15 protein-coding genes are annotated in these 19,774 nt (G+C 70.9%); 8 read left to right on the top strand and 7 right to left on the bottom strand.

The genetic code is table 11. The features are described 5' to 3' along the window. Nucleotide 1: 1 nt before the first annotated feature. Entirely contained in the window at nt 2-1,345 is a 1,344-nt protein-coding gene (locus tag CAP_RS03285; RefSeq protein ID WP_044235985.1) for a LysM peptidoglycan-binding domain-containing protein, read from the top strand. Here the strand turns inward: CAP_RS03285 and CAP_RS03280 are convergent. From CAP_RS03280 to CAP_RS03270, 3 genes are read right to left on the bottom strand one after another with little or no spacing between them, the layout of a single operon-like run. Continuing rightward, on the bottom strand, nt 1,339-1,737 hold the full coding sequence (locus CAP_RS03280; RefSeq protein ID WP_044235982.1) for a hypothetical protein: 399 nt from the start codon (nt 1,735-1,737) through the stop codon (nt 1,339-1,341). The two genes, CAP_RS03285 and CAP_RS03280, sit on opposite strands and share 7 nt — an antisense overlap. Further along, nucleotides 1,725-2,201: a hypothetical protein gene (locus tag CAP_RS03275; protein WP_044235978.1), complete on the bottom strand. Its 477-nt coding sequence runs from the start codon at nt 2,199-2,201 to the stop codon at nt 1,725-1,727. Before CAP_RS03275 ends, CAP_RS03280 begins: the two co-directional genes overlap by 13 nt. Continuing rightward, nucleotides 2,198-2,698 carry a hypothetical protein gene (locus CAP_RS03270; protein WP_044235975.1) on the bottom strand — a complete coding sequence of 167 codons (501 nt, stop codon included), beginning with the start codon at nt 2,696-2,698 and terminating at the stop codon, nt 2,198-2,200. Before CAP_RS03270 ends, CAP_RS03275 begins: the two co-directional genes overlap by 4 nt. A 221-nt stretch (nt 2,699-2,919) precedes the next feature. On the opposite strand from CAP_RS03270, the gene CAP_RS43645 reads away from it, so the two are divergent. Continuing rightward, a complete protein-coding gene (locus tag CAP_RS43645) occupies nt 2,920-3,639 on the top strand; it encodes a hypothetical protein (protein ID WP_052374059.1) in 720 nt (239 codons plus the stop codon). A gap of 24 nt (nt 3,640-3,663) precedes the next feature. Here CAP_RS43645 and CAP_RS03260 read toward each other — a convergent pair whose 3' ends face one another. Together CAP_RS03260 and CAP_RS03255 are read right to left on the bottom strand one after the other, a co-directional pair. Further along, on the bottom strand, nt 3,664-7,212 hold the full coding sequence (locus CAP_RS03260) for a WD40 repeat domain-containing serine/threonine protein kinase (protein WP_081864520.1): 3,549 nt from the start codon (nt 7,210-7,212) through the stop codon (nt 3,664-3,666). After that, entirely contained in the window at nt 7,209-7,805 is a 597-nt protein-coding gene (locus tag CAP_RS03255; protein WP_044235973.1) for a Uma2 family endonuclease, read from the bottom strand. Before CAP_RS03255 ends, CAP_RS03260 begins: the two co-directional genes overlap by 4 nt. A gap of 126 nt (nt 7,806-7,931) precedes the next feature. Here CAP_RS03255 and CAP_RS03250 point away from each other — a divergent pair, with 126 nt between their 5' ends. Genes CAP_RS03250 through CAP_RS03240 form a run of 3 tightly spaced genes read left to right on the top strand, consistent with a single transcriptional unit; the run spans nt 7,932 to nt 11,126 of the window. After that, on the top strand, nt 7,932-9,200 hold the full coding sequence (locus tag CAP_RS03250) for an AAA family ATPase (protein ID WP_044235970.1): 1,269 nt from the start codon (nt 7,932-7,934) through the stop codon (nt 9,198-9,200). After that, nucleotides 9,197-9,913 carry a hypothetical protein gene (locus CAP_RS03245; protein ID WP_052374056.1) on the top strand — a complete coding sequence of 239 codons (717 nt, stop codon included), beginning with the start codon at nt 9,197-9,199 and terminating at the stop codon, nt 9,911-9,913. The genes CAP_RS03250 and CAP_RS03245 overlap by 4 nt, the downstream gene beginning before the upstream one ends. A gap of 28 nt (nt 9,914-9,941) precedes the next feature. Beyond that, the gene (locus tag CAP_RS03240) at nt 9,942-11,126 is read left to right on the top strand and encodes a cytochrome P450 (RefSeq protein ID WP_044235968.1); all 1,185 of its coding nucleotides are present in this window, start codon (nt 9,942-9,944) and stop codon (nt 11,124-11,126) included. 25 nt (nt 11,127-11,151) lie between these two features. Here the strand turns inward: CAP_RS03240 and CAP_RS03235 are convergent, their stop codons facing one another. Beyond that, nucleotides 11,152-16,014 carry a sigma 54-interacting transcriptional regulator gene (locus CAP_RS03235; RefSeq protein WP_231511060.1) on the bottom strand — a complete coding sequence of 1,621 codons (4,863 nt, stop codon included), beginning with the start codon at nt 16,012-16,014 and terminating at the stop codon, nt 11,152-11,154. 10 nt (nt 16,015-16,024) lie between these two features. Continuing rightward, nucleotides 16,025-16,942, bottom strand: a complete 918-nt coding sequence (locus CAP_RS03230) for a hypothetical protein (protein WP_044235964.1) — start codon at nt 16,940-16,942, stop codon at nt 16,025-16,027. Nucleotides 16,943-17,161: 219 nt separating this feature from the next. On the opposite strand from CAP_RS03230, the gene CAP_RS03225 reads away from it, so the two are divergent. From CAP_RS03225 to CAP_RS03215, 3 genes are all read left to right on the top strand, one after another. Then, a complete protein-coding gene (locus CAP_RS03225) occupies nt 17,162-18,355 on the top strand; it encodes an alpha/beta hydrolase (protein WP_044235961.1) in 1,194 nt (397 codons plus the stop codon). Continuing rightward, complete coding sequence (gene grxD / locus CAP_RS03220; RefSeq protein ID WP_044235959.1) at nt 18,352-19,302, top strand: Grx4 family monothiol glutaredoxin; 951 nt, start codon at nt 18,352-18,354, stop codon at nt 19,300-19,302. Before CAP_RS03225 ends, grxD begins: the two co-directional genes overlap by 4 nt. A gap of 147 nt (nt 19,303-19,449) precedes the next feature. After that, complete coding sequence (locus tag CAP_RS03215) at nt 19,450-19,737, top strand: hypothetical protein (RefSeq protein WP_044235956.1); 288 nt, start codon at nt 19,450-19,452, stop codon at nt 19,735-19,737. The last annotated feature ends 37 nt before the right edge of the window (nt 19,738-19,774 follow it).

Raw genomic sequence — 19,774 nt, 5'->3', positions numbered from 1 at the left:
CATGAAGCACCCGACGACCCTCGTTGCCCTCGCGCTGGCCTCCGCACCGGCGGCCTCGCTCGCCCAGGAAGTGTCCGTCGACAGCGGCGCCGGGGCGGAGCAGCCCGCGACGCCCGGCGTCACCGTGATCCAGGTTCCCACGCAGGCGCCCCAGGTGATCGTGCCCGGTTACCCGCCGCCCGGCTTCGATCCCAACTCCCACCTGCCCTCCAGCTCGCGCGGGAGCACGGACACCTCGCGTCCCTCCGATGGCTTCGATCTGAACCGTGGCAGCGTGGGCGAGGTCTCGGTCCGCGGGAACGCGAACGGCTCCTACGTGGTCGAGGGACAGTACCTGCCCGAGATGCACTCCGTGCGGCGCGGCGACACCCTGTGGGACATCTCGGGCCGCTACTACCAGAACCCCTACTCGTGGCCGCAGCTCTGGGCGATGAACCCGCAGCTCCAGAACCCGCACTGGATCTACCCGGGCGACCGCCTCCGCCTGCGCGAGCAGGGTGAGGCGAACGCCCGCAGCGGGCTCACGGCGAACATGCCCGGGGGGCTGCAGCTCCAGAACGGGCGGGTACCGCCGCAGACCATCTTCCTCCACACGGTGGGCTGGGTCGACGACCAGAAGAAGGACACCTGGGGGACGCTGGTGGGGAGCCCGGAGGACCAGATGCTCCTCAGCGAGGGCGACGACGTCTACCTGCAGATGTCGAAGGAAGACGACGACGGGCAGGAGCGCACCATCGCCCTCGGCCAGGAGCTGACCATCTTCCAGCCCATCAAGCGCGTGGGCTCGGGCAAGGCCTCCGGGGACCTGGTCGCCGTGCGCGGGACGGTGCGCGTAGACCGCTACAACCCCAAGACGCGCATGGTGCGCGGCCGCATCCTGGAGTCGCTCGACGTCATCGAGCGCGGCGCGAGGGTGGGCGCCGTGCAGCGGCGCTTCGACGTGGTGAGCCCCCGGAAGAGCGACAAGGACCTGGAGGCGAAGATCCTGGCGTCCCTCTACCCGCACCACATGTTCGGCCAGAACCAGGTGGTGTTCATCGACAAGGGCAAGGAAGAGGGCGTCGCGCCCGGGATGCGCTTCTTCGCGGTGCGGCGCGGCGACAAGTGGGCGCAGAACATCGACGCCGCCGGTCAGACGGCGAAGCTGCGCCCGCGCGTGGACGACGACCGGGCGGCGATCGTCGACAAGATGCAGTACGGCGTCGACGAGGACCTGCTGCCCGACGAGACCTACGCCGAGATGCGCGTGCTCAGCGTGCGTGACCACACCTGCGTCGCCCTGGTGACCGCGGCGCTGCACGAGGTGGAGCGCAACGCAGCGCTGGTGATGCGGGTCGGCTACTGACGGAGCCAGGCCGGGACGAACCGCGGCGAGGCGAAGACCAGCACGATGGCCGCCGCCGCGGGGACGGTCCCGCCATGGAGCACCCCGAGCAAGAGGGCCGTGGCGCGCGCGGGGCGGCGCTCTCCGATCGCGGAGAGGGTCGCGAGCGACCACAGGACCGGCAGCGCCAGGGCGAGGCCGAGGAGCGGTGACACGCTCTCGCCCGGGGAGATGGGCGTGACCAGGGCGGCCACGAGCAGGTAGCCGGAGAAGAGGTAGAGGGTGGGGCTGAGGAGGCGGGCCCGCGCCAGAGGCCAGCGCCCTTCACGCACGCCGCGGCGGCCCCGCTGGGCAGCGACGAGGATCGCGGCGGTGAGCCACGCGCAGCAGATCGACCACGCTAGCAGGGACATGCGCCCGGCGGCGACGGCGAGGGGTGCATCATCGCCCAGCCGAAGTAGGCGAAGTCGATCAGCATCATCAAGCCCACGCCGCGCGCGAGGGCGAGCACCAGCGCGGGGCGCCCGAGCACCCTGGCGAGGTGCCCGCGGCTGGCCACCGCCCACACGGCGAGGCCGACGACGAGGGCGGCGGCGCACGCCACGGCGCTGCGGCCGTACCACTCCATGGCGAAGCCTCCCGGCGCAGCCCCGAAGGTCCAGGCTCTGGCCAGGGGGTGATACCAGGGGATGGGCGCGCGGCCGAGCGAGCCTCCGAGGTAGGCGACCCCGAACGCCGCGCGGGCCGCGAGCAGGGCGCAGAGCAGGCGCGAGGACGGAGGCGCCGAGGGGGTCGCGGGGGTCGCGGGGGTCGCGGGGGTCGCGGGGGTCGCGGGGGTCGCGGGGGTCGCGGGGCTCGCCTGACTTGCGGGGCTCACCCGATCCCCCGCACGGACACGATGAGGATCCCCAGCGTGGCGTCGAGCCAGACCACCGCGCACACCACGAAGCTCATCGCGGCATACACCGGGACGAGGGCGCGCTCCTCGGCCGGCCGCAGCGTGTAAGAGAGCAAGCCGAGCCCGACGGCGACGACGAGCGCCAGCGAGGCGAACACCTCCTTCACGTCGAAGAGGCCCACGTAGAGGGGCGCATGCTGCTCCAGCCAGCAGGCGCGCACGTGGACGCGGTACGACGGGTAGAGCAGGGCGCCGAGCGCGAAGGTGATCACGTACGCCGCGCTGGTGACCCGCGCCCAGGTCTTCTCCTGGCGCACGCGCGGGAAACGACCGCGCAGGTAGTGGCGCATCTGCATGGCGTGGTGCGTGGCAGCGCCGAGCAGGACAATGCTCCCCGCGGTGTGCAAGAGGAGCAGGAGCCGGCGGAGACCGTACAGAAAGACCGGCGAGTCGAGGCTGGGGGGGCAGATGTCCATCAGGGAGGCGCGACCAGGTGTCGGCGTGACACGTGAGCACGTTGGCAGGGACGCGCGCTGCATAATAGTCGAGCGAGGACGCACCCGACGCGTGTCAGGTTGTGCCAATCGACGGGCGACGAGGTCGATCTCGTGCACCCCGGCGCGTTGACCGCTTCCATGACGTCCTCGCTTTGGGCAACCTGCTCCCCGAGCCGAACGGACGCTCAAGGAGTTGCCCGATGCCCAGGATTCACAGTGCCGCCCTCGCCTTCACCCTCATGGCCATGCCGATCATGATGGGCGCGAATGGGCCAGGATGTGGCACAGTCGTCACCGGTGGAGGAGAGACCTCCCCATCGGGTCCCGGCTATCCAGGCACCGAACCCGGCTACCCCGGCGAGGAGCCCGGTCACCCCGGCACCGAGCCCGGCGGAGGACCTGCCCCCGTCTGCGGACCGGAGCTGCACATCCTCGGCGTCTACGAGACGCACTCGAACCACGGCGGCGGCAACCATCCGACCGGCGCGGCGACAGTGCACGTCGAGCGTGAGGGCGCGATGGTGCTCGCGCTCTCCTCGTACGAGCCCGTGCACTGGTCCGTGACGTCGGTGCCCGGCGCCGTCATCGAGAAGGTGATCCTCAACGGCTACCACGCGCAGACGGCGGACGTGCCTCCCGGCGTGCCCGTGGAGACCCACGACGAGGGGCAGATGCTCGCCGCGTGCGCGTACGAGTGGCCCGGTGACAACCAGGGCTGCGACACGCAGGGGCTGGTGAGCGCGCTCGAAGACCTCACGGGGCGAACGCTGACCTCGTTCCACGGGTGCTACAACGCCGACGCCTTCGTGCTGAACGACGACCTGAGCGCCACCTCGACCTGCGACGTGGCGGCGGGCTACTCCCTGGACAGCCACGTGGCCACGTGCGACGAGCCCGCCGCGCCGCCCGAGACTCCCTGAGCCGCAGCGCGCGCCCTCGTCACCTCATCGTGTCGAGGGCGCCACGGCGTCGAGGAAGGCCCGCAGCGGCGCCTCGCCAAAGGGGAGGTCGTCGGCCCAGCGCCGCACGGTTCCATCCCAGCCGAGTGAGAGCAGCCGCTGCCCGTCGGGCGTGAAGGCGACGCCGCCCACGGGGCCGGTGTGACCCACCATGGCGCGGCCCTCACCGCTCTCCAGGTCCCAGAGGCGCACGGTCCGATCCAGGCTCCCCGTGGCCAGGCGCTTGCCATCGGGCGTGAGCGCGAAGGCCGTCACTTCGCCGCCGTGTCCCCGCAGCGCCATGCGCTGGGTGCTGGTCGCCACGTCCCACAACCTCGCGCCCGTGTCCCCGCCGCTCACGGAGACGATGGTCCTGCCATCCGGCAGGAACCCGAGCTGCTTCACGCCGGAGCCCCCCACGTTGAGGTGCTCCGTGAGGCCCGTGGTCAGGTGCCAGATCCGCATGGTGTGGTCGTCGCTCCCGGACACGAGGAGCTGCTCGTCCGGCGAGAATGCGAGCGCCCGGACCTTCTCGTCGTGCTCGCCGATCAGCGTGCCCTCGCCGGTCGCGAGCCTCCAGAGCAGCACGCTCTCGTCTTCACCCGCCGTCGCGAGCAGCTCGCCGCTCGGCGAGAACACCACCGAGAGGACCTGCCCCACGTGCCCCGAGAAGAGGCGCTCCTGCCCGGAGTCGATCTCGCGCAGGCGCACCTTGCCGTCGGACTCGGCCGACGCGATCCACTGACCGTCGGGCGAGAACATGAGGGCCTTCACGGCAGCCTGGGTGGGGCTCGCCAGCTCCCCCACAGGGACGCCCGTGCGGCTCCACACCCGCACGATGTTGTCGGTGCCTGCCGTCGCCACGTGGGCTCCCGTCGGCGACATGGCAGCAGTGGTGATGGGTCCCCCGTGCGCCTGCACCACGAGCGGCTCGCCGCCGTCCTGCCAGAGGCGGAGGGCGCCGTCCCGCCCCCCGGCGGCGATGAGCTGACCGTCGGGCGAGATGCCAGCGAGCACGCTGTCGGCCCCGCGCCCGGGCAGGATCTCGCTCGCCCGCGCGACCACCGGGAAGATCCGCGCCGTGGCGTCACCGCTCGCGGTCACGAGGAACCGCCCGTCGGGCGAGAACCGGACGCAGTGGACCGCATCCTGGTGCCCTTGCAGCACGCGGCGCTGCCCCCCGGCGAGGTCCCAGATCCGCGCCGAGTGGTCGAAGCCGCCCGTGGCGAGGAGCTGGCTGTCGGGTGAGAACGCCGCCCGCAGAATGCCGCCCTGGTGCCCGTTCAGGATCTGCAGCGCGCCCGTCCGCATGTCCCACACGTAGACCTGCGAGCCCCGCGCGAGCCCCGCGAGCCAGGCCCCGTCGGGGGAGAAGACGAGCCTGCGATCGGGAGGCAGATAGCCTTCCGGGCCCTCGGGGGGCAGGCGGCCCAGCACGCGGCCCTTGCGGGTGGCGACGTCCCAGATGCCCACCTCGCCGCCCTCGCTCAGGTAGGCGAGCTTGCGGCCATCCGAGGAGAACAGGGTGGTTCCCTCGGAACCTCCCGGATCGTGGAACCGGGTGAGTACGCGGATCTGACCCGTCGCGAGGGTCTCCAGGGTCAGCTCCGAGTGGCTGATGCGCGCGACGTGGCGTGCGTCGGGGTCGACGGAGAACTTGCCGGAGCCGGTCGAGAGCGTGCGTGTCTGACCCGTCTCGACGTCGACCTCGATCAGTGAGCCCCTCGTCTCCGAGAGGAAGGCCCGGCGGCCATCCGACGAGAACGCCACGGCGTACACGCCTGCGGGGCACGAGATCGCCTGGAGCGCCTCCCCCGTGCCCGTGTCCCAGAGCCGCGCCATCCGGTCCTTGCTGCCGGACAGGAGGAGCTTGCCATCGGGAGAGAAGGCGGCGATCCAGACCTCGTCCGTGTGGCCGGCGAGGATCCTGCCGGCGCCCGTGGCGGCGTCCCAGAGCCTCACCGACTGATCGTCGCTCGCCGTGGCCACCCACCTGCCGTCCTGAGAGAAGACCGCGTAGTTGATGAGCTCCTTGTGGCCATGCAAGGTGGTGGACAGACCACGGGCGATGGCGTCGGCAGCGATGACCCTGGCCGCATTCCATCGGTGAAACGCGGGGGACAGCCGCCTGAGCCACGCGAGCGCCTCGCTCGGATCGCGCTCCAGCGAGGCGCGGGCCTGCACCAGCGTCAGCTCGTCGGCGCGGGTGAGCGCCTCCTGCCGCGCTGCCTCTGCCTCGACGCGCTGCTCCTCGGCCCGCGTCCGCTCGATGAAGGTCCGCCGCACGCCGATCGCGCCCACCGCGCCGAGCGCGATCAGCGCCGGCACCGCCACCGCGAGCGGCGCGCGGTAGCGCCGCACGAAGCGCCTGAGCAGCGAGAGCAGCGAGTAGCGGTGGGCTCCCACGATCTGCCCCATCTCGAAGAGGCGCAGATCCTCGGCCAGCTCGAGCGCCGTGGGGTAGCGCTCGGTGGGCTCGCGGGCCATGGCCTTCTCGACGATGGCGAGCAGCTCTTCGGGCACGTCGCGCAGGAAGCCGCCGAGCCGCTCGGGGGGCCCTGCCAGCACCTTGCGCAGCACGACGCGCGCGTTCTTGCCGTCGTACGGCGGGACGCCCGCGAGCAGGTGGTACAGGATGGCGCCGAGCGCGTAGACGTCGGCGCGCTCGTCGACGCTGAGCCCCGAGGCCTGCTCGGGGGGCATGTACGCAGGCGTGCCGATCACCGAGCCCGCGAGGGTCAGCCGGGCGCCCGCCAGCGCGGCGGGATCGGGGCTGCGCGTCTGAGCGTCCTCCTCGTCGCGCAGATCCCGCGCGAGGCCCCAGTCGATCACCACCGTCTCGCCGAAGTCGCCGCAGAGCACGTTGGCGGGCTTGATGTCGCGGTGGATCACCCGCTGCGCGTGCGCGTAGGCCACGGCATCCGCCGCGGCGAGCACGTGGCGGAGCAGGCCGAGCCGGCTCTCCACCGAGCGCTGCTCCGCGATCATGTCCTCGAGCGAGCGGCCCGAGACCAGCCTCATCGCGTAGAAGGGCTCTCCGTTCGGCCACCGCCCCGCCTCGTAGATGGGCACGATGGCCGGGTGCTGGAGCCGCGCCGTGACCAGCGCCTCGCGCACGAAGCGCTTCTCGGCGCCCGCGCGCGGATCGAGCAGGTGCTTGAGCGCCACCGGCCTACCCAGCCGGCGATCCTGGGCGCGGAGCACCCGCCCGATGCCCCCCTGCGCGACCTCGCCGTGCAGCTCGTAGCTGGCGGCGTCGATGATGGGGAGCTGCGCCGCGCTCCAGCGCTGCGACGAGGTGGGCGCGTGGGTAGGCGCCTCCAGGGTGTCGGCGTCCCGCGGGTTCGGCAGCGTGGCGGCGTGCGTGAATGCGGTGCCCTCGAAGGAGGTCGAGTCTCCCCTCAGAGGCGTGATCGCGTTACGAGGGCGCCCTCCAGGAGAGGGAAGACGGGTCGTGACCGGCGCGGTCCCCTGAGGCACCGTCGTCGTGCTGCGCTCCGCCCCGGGTCGCTCTGCGCTTCCCCCTTCTCTCCTTCCCCCCGTCGAATCACTCACCCCGCGGCTCCTCCAGGCTGCGCGTCAGGCAGCGCGTCCAGGTACACCTCCGCGAGGTCCAGCGTGCATCCGATGGAGGACAGCTCCACCGCCTCGGGGGGCCTCACGTCCCGGAGCGTCCAGGTGCCGTCGTTGTTCCTCCGGTAATGTTCGAGGTGCGGTCCCAGGGGGGAGACGAGGAGGTGCTCCCGCAGGGAGGGGATCCGGCGGTAGTGCGCGAGCTTCTCCCCGCGATCGTACGAAGCCGTTCCCGGGGACAGCACTTCCACCAGAACAATCGGGTTGGTGAGGGCATTCCGGTCCTCGGGATCTCGCGCGATGGGTCCGTAGACCACGCTCACGTCAGGGTAGGTCGTGAGGCCCGTCGCCTGCACACGCACACGCACATCGGAGGTGTAGACACGGCAAGGCCGCCCGCGGAGCTGCACACCCAGCTCCCCGATGATGTTGGCGCAGATCAGACCGCGCTCCGGCGTGCCCCCCGGCATGGCGTGGATCGCGCCCTCCAGGAACTCGTGCTTCGTCTCACTCTCCTCTTCCCGGGCCAGGTACTCGGCAAAAGTGAGCGGCAGCGCGCGCGCGGGCTCGGTCATCGTCGTCCTCGCGCCTCAGTATCGCATGTGCAAGGGCATGTCGCCTTGCAGGGGTGGCACCAGGATCAGGAATCGCGTAGACGAGGGTCGTGGTGCGGAGGACAACGCTCCGCCCCTGGGGAATCGATGCTTGAACGGCTGGAACTCCACCACCTCGGCCCGGCTCCGGAGCTCAGCTTCGACTTTGCATCGCGCCTGAACCTCATCACGGGCGACAACGGACTCGGAAAGACTTTCCTCCTCGATGTCGCCTGGTGGGTGCTGACGCGGACCTGGGCGTCCTACCCGGCAGCGCCGCACCGCGGTCAGGGAATCAAGCCGACGATCACGTACAAGTTCAAAGCGAAGAGTACCTCCGTCACAGACACCAGCGAGTACGACTTCCAGGAACAGACCTGGTCGCGCAAGCAAGGGCGTCCTGCCAACCCCGGGATGGTTCTCTACGCCCGTGTCGACGGTTCCTTCTCCGTATGGGATCCAGCACGCAATTACTACAAGCGCGCGCCTTCCAAGGGAGTCGACGCTCCCGACCGCCCCGCGGCCTACCATTTCACCTCCAGAGAAGTGTGGAACGGCCTCGGGTCGAACGGCACAGTGATCTGCAACGGTCTCATCCGCGACTGGGCCTTCTGGCAAACGGGCAACAACGAGGCATTCCAGGAGCTACAAAAAGCACTGGAGGCGCTCTCCCCTTCGCCCTCCGAGCGACTCGTCCCGGGAGCGCTGACACGCATCAGCCTGGAAGACGTACGCGAGATGCCCACGCTGAAGACCTCCTACAGACAAGAAGTTCCCGTCGTGCATGCCTCGGCAGCCGTCCAGCGCATCATCGCCATGGCATACCTCCTTGTATGGACCTGGCAGGAGCACCTCAAAGCGAGCCACCTTCTGAACGAGGCGCCCTCCAGCAGCCTGGTGTTCCTGATCGACGAGATCGAAACGCACCTGCACCCACGCTGGCAGCGCACCATCCTCAAGGCGCTGCTGCAGGTGATCACAGCGCTCACGGGCACGAAGGACATGCAGGTCCAAGCCCTGGTGGTCACGCACTCCCCTCTGCTCCTGGCATCGCTCGAACCGCTCTTCGATGACCAGTGCGACGCACTCTGGAACCTGGATCTCGTGGAAGATCAGGTCACGGCACGGCGAGAGACATGGCGCCGCCGTGGGGATGCGAATAGCTGGCTGATCTCTGACATCTTCGATCTCGCGGAGCCGCGCTCCCTGGAGGCGGAGCAGGCCATGCAGCGCGCCGAAGCGCTGATGGAGCGCGCCGGAGTGGCGAAGCAGGAGTACATCGACGTGCGCGAGGCACTCCGCGCGAGCTTGCCCGGTGTCGATCCCTTCTGGCTCCAGTGGCGGTTCTGGGCGAGAGAGCAAGGGTTCAAGCCGTGATCCGGGTCGAGAAGCAGCCGGAGCCCAAACTGCCTGCTTTCGACTTCGACAAGGAAGTGCGGCAGCGGGGCCTGAGCGCCCTGGCGGAGCTGACGGGCCAGCCACCAACGATGAAAGGCCGCGGTCAGCGAATCAAGAAGGTGAAGGAACGCGTAGAGGATCTCAAGCCCAAGCACCTTCGCCCTTACGACTACTGGACCCGTGCGCTTGATGCCCTGCATCAGGCCTACCGCGGCATCTGCGCCTATGCCAGCTTCCGCATCGAGCCGCTCGCCGGCCCGACGGTGGATCACTTCGTCGCCATCGCCAGCGCAAAACCCGCGGACGCGTATGAGTGGGACAACGACCGTCTGGCCTGCTCACTCATGAACAGCCGCAAGAACCAGTTCGCGGATGTCCTCGACCCATGCACGCTCGGCAATGGCTGGTTCGAACTCGATTTGAATACTTTCAAGGTGCATCCAGGGAGTTCACTCGACCCTGCCGTACACCAGAGTGTCGAGAACACCGTCGCTCGTCTCGACCTCAACTCCCGAGAATGCACGGATATGAGGCGCCGCTACTTCGCGCGCTACTGGGAGCCCCCGGAAGGGAAGCGTCCCGTTCCATTCTGGTGCCTTGAAGAAGACGCACCGTTCCTCGCGCACGAGATGCGGCGCCTCGGCCGTATCCGCGACGAGGACCGAGCTTCTGACCTACCATCGATGCCTTGACGCTTGGCCTACCCAAGGAGGGCTCGCCATGAAGCTTGCAGAGATGAGCATCGCCGACCCGGACCTCTACCTCGCGGGCGTGCCCTACGACCGCTTCGCGCGCCTGCGCCGCGAGGCCCCGGTCTCCTGGCATGAAGAGAAGAACGGGCGCGGGTTCTGGGCCATCACCCGGCACGCCGACGCCATCCAGGTCATGAGCGACGCCGCGACGTTCTCCTCGGAGCGCGGCGGGATCTGGATTGAGGAGTACCCGCCCGACGATCTGCGCTCCAGCCGGGAGGGGCTGATCGACATGGATCCCCCGCGTCACACCCGCTACCGGGGGCTCGTCTCCAAGGGGTTCGTCCCGCGGCTCATGCAGGCCATGGAGCCGTATGCCCGCGAGCTGGTCACCGGGATGATCGATCGCGTCGAGGCGAAGGGCGGGTGCGACTTCGTGAACGAGCTGGCCGGCGATCTGCCGCTGAAGATCATCCTGCACCTCCTCGGCGTGCCGGCGGAGGACCAGGCGCAGGTGACGATCTGGGCTTACCAGTTCCTGCTCGCGGCCGACAAACCCAAGGAGGAGGTGGAGGCCCTCGTCCACGCCATGTTCGGCTACGCGCAGCAGCTCGCCGCAGGGCGACGCCAGAACCCGCGCGAGGACGTGCTGGGCGCCCTGATGGCGGCCGAGATCAACGGAGAGAAGCTCAGCGACTTCGAGTTCGGGCTGTTCTTCTCCCTTCTCCTCTCCGCCGGCACGGTGACCACCCACCAGCTCATCTCCCAGGGGATGCTCACCTTGCTGGAGCGGCCCGAGGAGCGGCGACGGCTGGAGGAAGACCCGTCGCTCATCCCCTCTGCCGTCGAGGAGATGCTGCGGTTCTCTCCCGCGGTCAGCTACATGCGGCGCACCGCCACCCGCGACCTGGAACTCCACGGTCAGCGCATCGCCGAGGGCGACAAGGTGGTGGCGTGGCTGGTGTCGGCCAACCGTGACGAGGAGGTGTTCTCGGAGCCGGACCGGTTCGACGTGGGCCGCACCCCGAACGAGCACCTCTCCTTCGGCCGCGGCCCTCACTACTGCCTGGGCGCGTCGCTCGCGCGCCTGGAGGCGCGGGTCGCGTTCGAGGAGATCCTGCGGCGCCTGCCCGGCATGGAGCTCTCGGGCCCGGTGACGCGGCTGCACTCCAACTGGCTCCTTGGCCTCGCTCAGTTGCCCGTTCGCTGGTGACGCGCGCGGCGCGTCGGCGAAGCGCTCACTGGATCCCGTACTCCTTCAGCCGCCGGTAGAACGTGCGCCGCGGCAGATCCACCATCTGAGCGGCCTTCACCCGGTTCCAGTTGCAGGCTTCGAGCGCCTTGAGGATGCGGTCGCGCTCCTCGTGCCGGTGGCGCTCCAGCGGCGTATGCGCGGCGTGCTCGCTCTCCGCCGCGCCCGCGCCCGCACGCGCGCCTCTTCGTGCCGACGACGCGCCGCCCCCACTTCCGCGGGACACCGACGCGGCGCCCTCGCGCGACGAGGGAGAGCGGGACGAGCGCGGAGAGACCTCGGGCAGCTCGAAGTCGTCCACGTCGAGCTCCGGCCGATCGGCGAGGACCCAGGCGTTGAGCAGCACGTTCTCGAGCTGGCGCACGTTGCCCGGCCAGGCGTAGTCCATCAGCCGCGTCAGCGCCGCCCGCGAGACGCTGCCGCGCTCTCGGTTGTGCCGCGCCGCGAAGATCCCGAGGAAGTGATCGATGAGCAGCGGCACGTCGTCCAGGCGCTCCCGCAGCGACGGCAACCGCAGCTCGACCACGTGCAGCCGGTAGTAGAGGTCCTCCCGGAACGTGCCACGCTCCACCATCTCCGCGAGGTCCCGGTGCGTCGCGGCGATGACCCGGGTGTCGACCCGCTCCTCGCGCGCGCCGCCCACGGGGCGCACCACCCGCTCCTGCAGCACCCGGAGCAGCCCGGCCTGCATCTTGGGCGGCATCTCGCCGATCTCGTCGAGGAGCAGCGTGCCCTCGGTGGCCTCGCGGAAGAGGCCCTTGCGGTCGCGGTCGGCGCCGGTGAACGCCCCCCGCACGTGCCCGAAAAGCTCGCTCTCCAGCAGGTGCTCGGGAATGGCGCCGCAGTTGATCCCGAGGAAGGGCTTCTTCCCGCGCGGGCTCTTCTCGTGGAGGGTGCGGGCCACGACCTCCTTGCCGGTGCCGCTCTCGCCGGTGATGAGCACCGGGACGTCGGCGTCCTTCACCCGGTCGATGAGCGCGTACAGCCGGCGCATCGCGTCGCTGGTGCCGACCAGGCCCTCGTAGCCGAAGTGGCCGCGGAGCACCGCCCGCGCCGAGCGCAGGTCGCGCCGGGTCTTCACCAGCTCCGCGGTGCGCTGGCCGAGCGACTCTTCGAGCTTCGCCCGCGCCGCCACCAGCTCCTCGTTCACCCGCGCCAGCTCCTCGGCGCGCCGACGGTTCTCCCCCACGAGGAGCGCCGTGTCGATGGCGATGGCTACCTGGTCGGCCAGCGCCACGAGCGTCGACAGCTCCACGTCGAAGCTCGCCGCGGGCCGCAGCCGCGTCTCCAGGTAGAGCGCGCCGATCACCGCGCCGCCCCGGGCCCGGATCGGCACGCACGCCACCGACTGGAGCATGAGCTGGTGCACGGACACGTAGTCCGCCATGCGCGCGTCGTTCCGCGCGCTCGCGGTCACCACCGGCTCCCCGCTGGAGAGCACACGGTCGGCGATGGAGCGGGAGAAGCGCCCGTGCGGGTCGTCCCCTGCCTGGTCGCGCGAGGCGTGGATCGACAGGCCGTCGTCCGCGCGCGGGGAAGGCGGCACGCTGCCCGTCACGCTGCTCGTCGCGCGGCCCGCGAATTCCGAGGTCCGGCCCGCCCTCCGCGAGGTGCCGCTCCTCAGGATCACGAACCCCCGCTCCGCGCGCAGGAGCGCGATGGCGTGGTCGGTGACCTTCTCCAGCAGGCGCTCCAGATCGTACTCGCCGGCGATGGCGCGGTTGATCTCCAGGAGGCGCGCCAGGCGGTCCTCTCCCGCCGCGGCCATGGGGACCGCCGTGAGCGTGGGCGCGCTGGAGAGCGCCACCCTGGCCGCGGCGCGCAGCTCGCGCCGGCGCGGATCGTTCCAGAACACCTCGCGCAGATCCCGCGACAGGCGGGCGGAGATCTCCTCCAGGGTGGCGAGCGCCGACTCCCTGTCGCGCCGCGCGCGCAGGGGCTGCCCGCTCTCGTCCTCAAGCTCGGCGCGGGCGGCGAGCGCGCGCCAGATCCAGTCCCTCTGGCCTGCCGCCGACGCCGCGTCGAGCGCCTCCTGGTACGTGGTGCGGGCGCGGTCCTCGTCCCGGCCGAGCGCCGCCGCGCGACCGCGGGCCAGGGCGAGCGCCGCCCGGTGCGCGCCCGACGAGCCCAGGCTCTCCGCGGCCGCCTCCACCTCTTCGAGGATCTGCCGCGGCACGGCGCCGGGGAGCCCGAGGAGGAGCAGCGCCCGCTCCAGCCGCGCCTCCACCGCGTCCACCCGGAGGCCCATGGCCTCGTAGGCCTCGGCGCACGACAGGCAGAGCTGCGCCGCGCGCGCCGGATCGTCGGTCCGCGCCGCGTGCTCCGCCTCCAGCGCGAGGAGCTGCGCCCGCTGGTAAGGCGCCATCGCGGCGCGCTCCGCGGCGAGCGCGTCGATGGACACCCCGGCCTTGGCGATGCGGCCCAGGTAGAGGTCGAGGTTCGCCAGGTTGAGCAGCGCCTGCCGGATGGTGGTCACCCGGCCCGAGCGGCGCCCCATGTCCGCGGCGGCCTCCAGGTGACGGATCGCCTCGGCCAGGTTGCCCTGCGACTTGGCGATCGCCGCCAGGTTCAGGCGGGTGGTGGCCATGGTGCCGGCGTCCCCGGCCTGCTCGGCGGCCGTGAGCGCCTCCTCGTAGGCCGCCTTGGCCTCACCGAGCCGCTCGTTGCGCTGCAGCGCGAACGCCAGCGATCCGAGCGCCACCGACAGGCTGCGCGGATCCGCCGTGCGCCGCGCCAGGGCTACCGACAGCTCCAGCGTGGTCCGCGCGTCCTCGTGCCGCGCGGCGTAGCTCTGCGCGAGCCCCTGCATGGCCGCTGCCTCGGCGAGGATCCGTCGCCCTCGCACCGTGAGCGGCGCGTCGGCCCCGTTCCCGGCGGGAGCGCCGAGGCGCTCTGGCACCTCGGCCGCGCGCCGCTCGGCAGCCGCGTAGTCTCCGACCCGGAGCAGCGCCCGCGAGGCGTGGAGCGACCAGTCCGCCGACAGCTCCAGGTCTCCCGAGCGGTCCACCTCCTCGCCCACCGAGGCCAGCTCCGAGAGCGCCTTCACCGACTGCCCCTGGTTGATGAGCAGCCGCGCCCGCGCGATCACCACCTCCGGGCTGTGATCGTCTGCCCAGCCGGAGAGCGCGTCGCCCACCTCGTCGAAGTGGCCCCGATCGAGCAGGTCGAGGATCTCCGCGAGGGGCCGCCTCGCCAGCGCAGCCCGCCCCTCGCCCGCGCGCGCCACGACCGCGTCGAGCAGCCGGTCCACGTCCGCGACCGACGCCACCGGCGCGCCCGCCAGCCGCGCCACGATGCGGCGGATGCTCCCGGGCCAGCCGCCGCTCCGCGTCACCACGTGCTCCGTCACCGCGTCGCTCAGCGACGGGATCCCGCGATGCACGAGCGCGAGCGAGACCGCCTTCTCCAGCGGCGGCATGGGGAAGATCTCGAAGGTCGGCCCCGGCAACCCTTGCCCCGCCGAGGCCCCCACCCCGAGCACCAGCACCAGCTTGCTGCCCGCCTGACGGGTGGCGTCGAGCCACGCGAGCGCCTCTTTCCCGAGGAGCTCAGCGTCGTCGACCAGCACGATCCCCTGAGCGCCGCCCGCACCGCCCGCACCGCCCGCACCGCCCGCGCTCGCTGTGCCACCCGCGCCGCCTGCGCCAGCCGCATCCTTCCCGGGGTCGAAGGACCCCCTGCCGCCGCGCCCGGCTCCCGCTTCGTGGCCAGACAGCTCGATGGCCAGCGCCTCGGCCAGGTCGTTGACCCGCGCCGCCTCGATCCACGCCACCGCGCGCCCTGCCACGCCGAGCGACCACGCCACGCGCCTGAGCAGCGCGCTGCGCCCCGACCCTGCAGGCCCCGTGATGAGCAGCCCGCCGCCGTTGCGCATGGCCTCGATCTGGCCGAGCAGCTTGGCGGAAGGGCCATCGAGCCCGAGCACCGGCCACACCGCGACCCCGTCGTCCTCGCCCACCGCCGAGGGTGGCCGCTCCGGGAGGCTCGCCGCCCTGCGCAGCGCGCTCCCGAACTCGTCGGCGCTCGGGTAGCGATCCGCCGGGTTCTCCGCGGTCGCGCGCGCCGCCACCAGATCGAGCCCCTGACGCACCGGCGCGGGCAGGCGCTCGCCCGACGCCACGAGCGCCTCGAGCAGCGTGGCGCCGAGCGCGAACACCTCCACCCGCACCGTCAACGGCGCTCCCTCGAACAGCTCCGGCGCCGCGTACCTGGGCGTCAACCCCTCGGGCCGCACCCCGCCCTCGCGCCACGGCGCCGCGAGCCCGAGGTCCACCAGGGTCGCGCGCCCGTCGGGCCCCACGATGAGGTTCGCGGGCTTCACGTCTCCGTGCAGGAGGAGCGCGCGGTGGAGCCGGGTGAGCTGGTCGGCCGCGTCCGCGATCGCCGCGAGCCATACCCGTGGCTCCACGCGCGGATCGTCGCTCTCCTCGCGCGCCGCCAGCGCGTCTTCGATGGTCTCGCTCCGCTGCGACGCCCTCGGGGAGGGCGCGCCGCGCTCCAGCAGATCGGCGAGGCTCACGCCCTCCACCAGCTCGCGCACCAGGTAGGGCCTGCCGCTCTCCGGCAGCCGCCCGAAGCGCAGTACCCGCGGCACGCCCAGGCCTTCCACGCCCGACAGCGCGGTCGCCTCGCGCACGAGGGCCATCACCTCGCGCTCGTCGCCGCCCTCTCCGAGCGCCTTGAGCGCCACGGTCCGACCGGAGATCCGGTCGCGCACCGCCCACACCTCACCCGCCCCGCCCTTGCCGAGCGCCGCCACGGGCTCGTACCGGAGCGGAAGCCTGGGGCAGGTGGGCGCCAGGTCGTGGTCCCGCGAGGACCGCGATGACAGGGGAGCCTTCGCGTTCACCGTCACCTGATCACAGGCCGTACGCCGCGGATGCCCCGAAGTAGAAACCGGAGATGGAGAAGCCCAGATCGGCGCGGAGCTGGAGCTGCTTGATGGGCTTGTAGCGGAAGCTCACCTGCGGCAGCGAGATCCACGGGAACACCGAGGGCTTCGAGCCGCCGTTGACCCAGCTCGCCTCCGAGTAGCTCCCGTAGTGATCGTTCGCGCCGTCGCAGAACCCCGGCTGACCCGTGCCGGGCGCCTCGCAGCGCTGCCACGCGCCCACGTCGTCCCGATCGATGTTCCCCGCCTCGCGCGGCGTCGCCTGGTTCCGGTTGAGGTCCCCGAACACCACCCCGAGCCCCACGCCGCCGCCGATGAGCAGCGAGAAGCGCCCCTTCTCCTTGTCGAGCGGGATCTCGTAGAGAAGATCGGTCGTGAAGTAGACGATCTTCATCGAGCTGTTCACGATCTCGAAGGCGAAGTCGTCGTCGCTCTTCCCCTTGAAGAGCGTGTCGTCCATCGAGTAGTCCGCGTACGACAGCGCGAAGTCCAGCTCGAGCCCGTCCTTGCGCGTGGAGAACTCCGGCCCGAAGGTGAACACGTTCACCGTGCGCCCGCCCTCCGAGAACAGGTCGAGCACGAACTCCGGCACGATCAGGTTCCTGAAGCGCATGCCGATGAAGCGGTACGTCTCGTGCGGCTTCTCGTAAGGATCGTTGTCCGACGGCGCCGCGGCCTGCGCCCCGTCCTTTGCCTCCCCGTCCGCCTTCCCGTCCGCCTTCGCGTCCTTGTCGGGTGTGTCGGTCTTCTCCGCGTCGCCTCCGCCCTCGTCAGACGAGGACGGCGAGGGCTTCGTGTCTTCCTGCGCGGACGCCGGCAAAGCCAGGCTGAGCGGTGCGATCAGAGATGCCAGCGCGAGGACGCCGACCTTGAAGGATCGAGGCATGTGGATCACCTTACTTGATAGCCAGCATCGCGGCGTCACGGCCTGACGACGGCGTCAACGCGGTGCGTGGAAAGCCGGTGGAGACTACACGAGAACGACGATTGCACCCAACGTGCAGCGCCGCCCTCACCACCCTGCCCCGGGCAGGGTTCCACTGGCATCCAGTGATTCCGCATAGTTGCGGAAGGCCCCGAGAATGTCCATGCTAGACGTGGCCGTATGATCCTCAACCACGCCCAGGTCGAGCAGGTCGTGGACCGCGACGAACGCAGCACGTTCGTCAAGGAGCTGGTGGTGACCCGGATCCGGACCACGGCCCTGGCGCACGACGCCCGGAGCCCCTCCACCATCCCGCCCCCCGCCCTGATGGACGAGATCCCCACCCGCCACCGTCAACGCGGGCGCGTGCGGGACGTCCCCCTCGCCATGGTCCGCAAGCGCAGCGCGGCGCTCGGCGGCGGCACCACCGCCACGGTGCTCCTCATCCACGGATACGGACAGAACCGCTACACCTGGCACCTCCCCTCCCGCAGCTTCGCCAACTACCTCGCCCGCGCGGGCTTCGACGTCTACAACCTCGACCTGCGGGGCCACGGCCGCTCCAAGCACCTCGGCGCGCCGAGGCCGAGCCACGTCACCGACTTCGTCCTCGAAGACGTCCCCGCCGCCGTCGAGGAGATCCGCCGCTGTTCCGGCGACCGGCCGGTGTACCTGGTCGGTCACTCCCTCGGAGGCCTGGTCAGCTACGCGGCCACCACCCTCCTGCAGGACGCCGTGGGCGGCGTCGTCACCCTCGGCAGCCCCTACCTCTTCGCCAAGGGCTCCTGGACGCTCACCACCCTCGGCCAGCTCATGCTCGGCGTGGATCGGCGCGTCTCCTTCGGCAACGGCGCCCTCGGCCTCAAGCCCCTCGGCGAGGTGATGCGCTTCGCGCGCGCCTTCATCGAGAGCCCCCTCTTTCCGCTGCCCATCCGCGGCTTCGCTCCTGGATCCATGGAGCCCAAGGTGCTCGCGCAGCACATGTCCCTCTCCATGGACAACGGCAGCGTCACCGTCCTGCGAAACATGTTCCTCGACGCCGCCGCCTCCAGGCAGCAAGGCCATCGCCTGGGCAGCCTGTACGGGTACGCCGAGCGCTTCGAGCGGATGGAGATCCCCCTGCTCATCATCGCCGGCAGCAAGGACGACCTCGCGCCTCCCGCCTCGGTGAAACCGGCCTACGACCTCAGCCTCTCGCCGGACCGCACCTACCGCACCTTCCCCCGCGGGCACCTCGACATCGTCATGGGACGCGACGCACCGTTGACCATCTGGCCGCTCGTCGAGTCGTGGATCCGCGGCCGCGTGCGCCGGTCCGCGGCGCCGGATGACCGCTACCGCCCCGACATGGGTCGTGGTAGCTCGCAAGCATGACCCTCAACGAGTCTCTGCGCGCCAGGATCACCGAGATCATCGGAAGCGACGACGTCGTCCTGTTCATGAAGGGCTCCCGGCGGATGCCCCAGTGCGGCTTCTCCTCCACCGTCGTGCAGATCCTCGACGGCCTGCTGCCCAAGTACACCACCGTCAACGTGCTCTCGGACCCGGATATCCGCGACGGCATCAAGGCCTTCTCGGACTGGCCGACCATCCCCCAGCTCTACGTGAAGGGCGAGTTCCTCGGCGGCTGCGACATCGTGCGGCAGATGCACGCCTCCGGCGAGCTCGCGGAGAAGCTCGGCAGCCTCTCCGGCAGCGCCGGCGCCGCAGCCGCCCCCGCGGCACCTCCCAAGGTGAAGCTCAGCGAGACCGCCGCGAAGGCGCTGAAGGGCGCCGTGGAGACCGAGGGTGACGGTGGCGAGGTCCACATCGAGATCAGCGCCACCTACGAGTACGGTCTCTACGTCGGCCCCCGCGCCCCTGGCGACGTGGAGGTGAAAGCCGGCGGCATGACCCTCCTCTTCGACGCCGCGAGCGCGCGCCGGGCCGAGGGCCTCTCCATCGACTACGTCGAGGGAGACGCCGGCGCCGGCTTCCGCCTGGAGAGCCCCAACGAGCCCCCCAAGGTCCGGCAGCTCTCCCCCGCCGACGTCAAGGCGATGAAAGACAAGGGCGAGGCCTTCGAGCTGTTCGACGTGCGCACCCCCAAGGAGCGCGCCGCGGCCAGCATCGCCGGCTCGCGCCTCCTCGACGAGGAAGCCCAGCGCTACCTGATGGGCCTCCCCAAGGACACCACCCTGGTCTTCCACTGCCACCACGGCGGTCGCAGCCAGGCCGCCGCCGAGCACTTCCTCGGTCAGGGCTTCCGCAACGTCTTCAACCTCAAGGGCGGCATCGACGCCTGGTCCCAGACCGTCGACCCCTCCATCCCCCGCTACTAGCGCGCCTCGCCGCACCTCTCCGAGCACAAGCTGCACACTCCCACCGAGCGAGCGTCACGAATGGCCGCGCTCGCTATGGCGCAGTGCATGCAAGAGACCCGGACACACCTGAGGACGGGCCATCACGGCCCTTTCGGAGAGACAGACATGAGCCAAGCGACGGACACTACCAAGACCGACATCCAGACTGGCCTGGCCTCCCTGTACACCCTGCGCGACGAGATCCGCGTGCGGCTGCACCTGGCGGGCATGGAAGTGAAGGATGTCTGGAACAAGACCCTGGAGCCCCAGCTCCTCGATGCCGAGAAGTTCGCCGAGGAGGTCACCGAGACCTCCAAGCAGAAGCTCGACGAGCTCCTCACCAAGGTGAAGGACTTCCAGGCCTCCCTCGGCGAGCACAAGGACGGCGCCCAGAAGGACGCCCAGAAGAGCTGAGCCCCGCCCTGAGGCAGGCCCCACTCCCGCCTCACTC

Origin of the sequence: Chondromyces apiculatus DSM 436 (assembly GCF_000601485.1) — a bacterium.
Taxonomy (GTDB): Bacteria; Myxococcota_A; Polyangia; order Polyangiales; family Polyangiaceae; genus Chondromyces; species Chondromyces apiculatus.
The sequence above is the reverse complement of the archived record's forward strand: the minus strand, read 5'-3'. Positions and strand labels throughout refer to the sequence as shown.